This is a genomic window from Cupriavidus sp. GW821-FHT02F09, assembly GCF_059421605.1.
In genome coordinates, this window is the sequence record NZ_JBWKVH010000098.1 from 1 (window position 1) to 2678 (window position 2678).

The 2678-nt window shown below is 63.1% G+C and carries 4 protein-coding genes; 3 read left to right on the forward strand and 1 reads right to left on the reverse strand.

The window, feature by feature from the left end; all coding sequences use genetic code 11:
• Positions 1-227: 227 nt before the first annotated feature.
• Entirely contained in the window at positions 228-1301 is a 1074-nt protein-coding gene (locus AC07XB_RS38880) for an MBL fold metallo-hydrolase (RefSeq protein WP_492833244.1), read from the reverse strand.
• Between the two features lie 198 nt (positions 1302-1499).
• Here AC07XB_RS38880 and AC07XB_RS38885 point away from each other — a divergent pair, with 198 nt between their 5' ends.
• From AC07XB_RS38885 to AC07XB_RS38895, 3 genes are all read left to right on the forward strand, one after another.
• Positions 1500-1934 (forward strand): MerR family transcriptional regulator, encoded by a 435-nt coding sequence (locus AC07XB_RS38885; protein WP_492376831.1) that lies wholly within the window; start codon positions 1500-1502, stop codon positions 1932-1934.
• Between the two features lie 85 nt (positions 1935-2019).
• Positions 2020-2478, forward strand: coding sequence for a PaaI family thioesterase (locus AC07XB_RS38890; protein ID WP_492815241.1), 459 nt, complete (start codon positions 2020-2022; stop codon positions 2476-2478).
• A 54-nt stretch (positions 2479-2532) separates the two neighbouring features.
• A partial coding sequence (locus AC07XB_RS38895) for an acyl-CoA dehydrogenase family protein (protein WP_492376833.1) occupies positions 2533-2678 on the forward strand: 146 nt, incomplete at its 3' end.

Here is a 2678-nt window from a genome sequence, read left to right on the forward strand (position 1 = left end):
AGCGAGCGCAGCAAAACGGAGAGAATTACAAGCAAGCAGCGTAACGGCTGAGGCGACAACTACCTTGACACACGCCGTTGGCAAGACAAGAAAGTAGGTCGCCGCCCCGCAGGGGCGGTGAAACTGCAGTTGATTTTGCAGTTAAGCCTTTGAATTTTAAGATGATTTTGCAGTCGCAGTTTCAGCAAGCGGCGCAGCAGCAAAACCCCACCAGTACCCCCTAACCCTTAAACCCGAAACCTAACAACCCCATCCTCCCCAACCTCCCGCCTCACCTCCCCCGCATGCCACAACACATGCAAGTGCGCCAGCGCCTCGCCCATGGCAAACGTCATCTGGTGAATATCAAACTGCCGGTTGAAAATCACGCCAACGATGTCATGCGCATTGCAGGCCTTCTCCTCACAGGCCACCCGCGTCTCGGCAAGCCGCTCCACATGGTGTTCGCGCAACTGGCGGATCCGGGTATGCAGGTTCCGGAACGGCCGCCCGTGCGACGGCAGGATCAGCACGTCCTCGGGCAGCGGCTCGTACTTGCCCAGGGAGTCCAGGTATAGCTTGAGCGGATTGGCTTCCGGCTCCATGTCGAACACGCTGACATTGGTGGAGATGCGCGGGAGCACCATGTCGCCGGAAATCAGCACATTCAAGGCGGCGTTGTAGAGCGCTACGTGCTCGGGCGCGTGCCCGAAGCCAGTGATCACTCGCCAGCCGGACCTGGCCGGGTCGGTGCCGATATGCACGGTATCGCCGTCCATCATGCGGCGGTACTGGGTGGGTAGGTCGGGCACCAGCGACGGGTAGTAGCTCTTGCGTGCGCGCAGCTTTTCCAGGCTGTCGGGGTCCGTCAGGCCGTGGCGGGCGAAGTGGCTGGCCGCGAAGTCGCCGCCGGCGTTGGAGCCGACGCCGCTGCCGCCGCCCATCACGCGGGCGTTCATGTAGTCGCCCAGGCTCATCCACAGGCGGGCGTCCCAGCGCTTGCACAGCCAGTGCGCCAGCCCGATGTGGTCGGGGTGGCAGTGGGTGGCCAGCACGCGCAGCACGGGCAGGCCGTCGAGCTCGTTGGCGAATACGGTTTCCCAGTGCGCCTTGATGGTGTCGTTGGTGACGCCGCAATCGATAATGGTCCAGCCGTCGCGGCCTTCAAGGCGGTCGCGCACCAGCCACAGGTTGATGTGGTCCAGCGCGAAGGGCAGCGGCATGCGCAGCCAGTAGACGCCGGGCGCCACCTGCTGCCGCGCGCCGCCTTCGGGCAGGGTTTCGCCAAACGGGTATTGGAGTTCGTGTTCGAGTGCGTTCATGAGGAGTCTCTCGGGTCTGAAGCCCTGTGCGCGCGGTGCCGCGCGCAGGCGGGCTTTCTCGTTGTCACGGTTGCATATCGCGGTTGCCAGCAGCCTTGCTTGACGCTAACGTTAACGTCAATAGGAGCGGGCTTTTTCCATCTTAAGCGAAAACTTCATTCCATACCGAACGACCGTTCACTTTTTTACCGGGCCACCATGCCAGACTCGCCAGCCACGCCAACCTACACCATCACCGATCTCGCCCGCGAGTTCGACGTGACGCCGCGTGCGATCCGTTTCTACGAGGACCAGGGCTTGCTGTCACCGGAGCGCGAAGGGCCGACCGGGCGCAAGCGCGTCTATAACGGGCGCGAGCGCACGCGCCTGAAGCTCACCGTGCGGGGCAAGCGACTTGGGCTGACGCTCAACGAAATCCGCGAGATTCTCGACTTGTATGAATCGCCGCGAGACACCGCACCGCAGCTGGAGCGCTTCCTGCATTCGCTGGCGCATCACCGCGGCACACTGGAGCGCCAGCTCGAGGACCTGCAGGCGCAGCTTGCCGAGATCGATCAACACGAGCGGCAGTGCCGGGCGTTGCTGGCGACACATGCGTGCGAAGTGCCACCGACCGTCGTGAAAAGTGCCTGATGAGGCATTATTACAGCTGCCGTATTTGATTTGATTGACGTTTACGTAAACGTCAATAGAATAGCTTCTCAAACAAGGAAAGCCCATGCCTCAAGCTGTCGATGCCACGCCGTTGTCCGCCGAGCGCGCGGATGCCATTGCCACCAGCTTCTCCCGCCAGGGCCTGATGACCACCTTCGGCGCGGCGCTGACGCGGGTCATGTGGGGCGAGGTGGAGATCGCTATGCCGTGGTCCGAGGGCGTGACCCAGCAGCACGGCTTCTTCCACGGTGGCGCCGTCGGCGCGCTGGCCGATAGCGCGTGCGGCTACGCCGCACTGTCGATGGTGGGGGACGGCGAGGCCGGGCTGACCGCCGAGTACAAGATCAATCTGCTCTCACCCGCCCAGGGCGAGCGGCTGGTGGCGGTGGGCCGCGTGCTCAAGCCCGGCCGTACCTTGATCGTGGCGCAGGGCGACGTGTATAGCGAGACCGCCGGCGTGCGCAAGGCGGTGGCCACCATGCTGATGACCTTGTGCGTGGTGCGCACGCTGGACCACGTTTGACCACAAACGACAAAGCAAACAAAACAACAAGACCGATTCCATCAGGAGACCGCCATGATCGCAACGACCGAGCTGCCAGGCCTGAAATTCGACTTGGGCGAAGACATCGAGATGCTGCGCGACACCGTGCGCAACTGGGCGCAGGCCGAACTGGCGCCGCGCGCGGCCGAGATCGACCGTACCGACCAGTTCCCGATGGA

Excerpts from the sequence above, each read along its gene's own strand:
- AC07XB_RS38880 (WP_492833244.1), bottom strand. The coding sequence starts at position 1,301 with ATGAACGCACTCGAACACGAACTCCAATACCCGTTTGGCGAAACCCTG.
- AC07XB_RS38885 (WP_492376831.1), top strand. The coding sequence starts at position 1,500 with ATGCCAGACTCGCCAGCCACGCCAACCTACACCATCACCGATCTCGCC.
- AC07XB_RS38890 (WP_492815241.1), top strand. The coding sequence starts at position 2,020 with ATGCCTCAAGCTGTCGATGCCACGCCGTTGTCCGCCGAGCGCGCGGAT.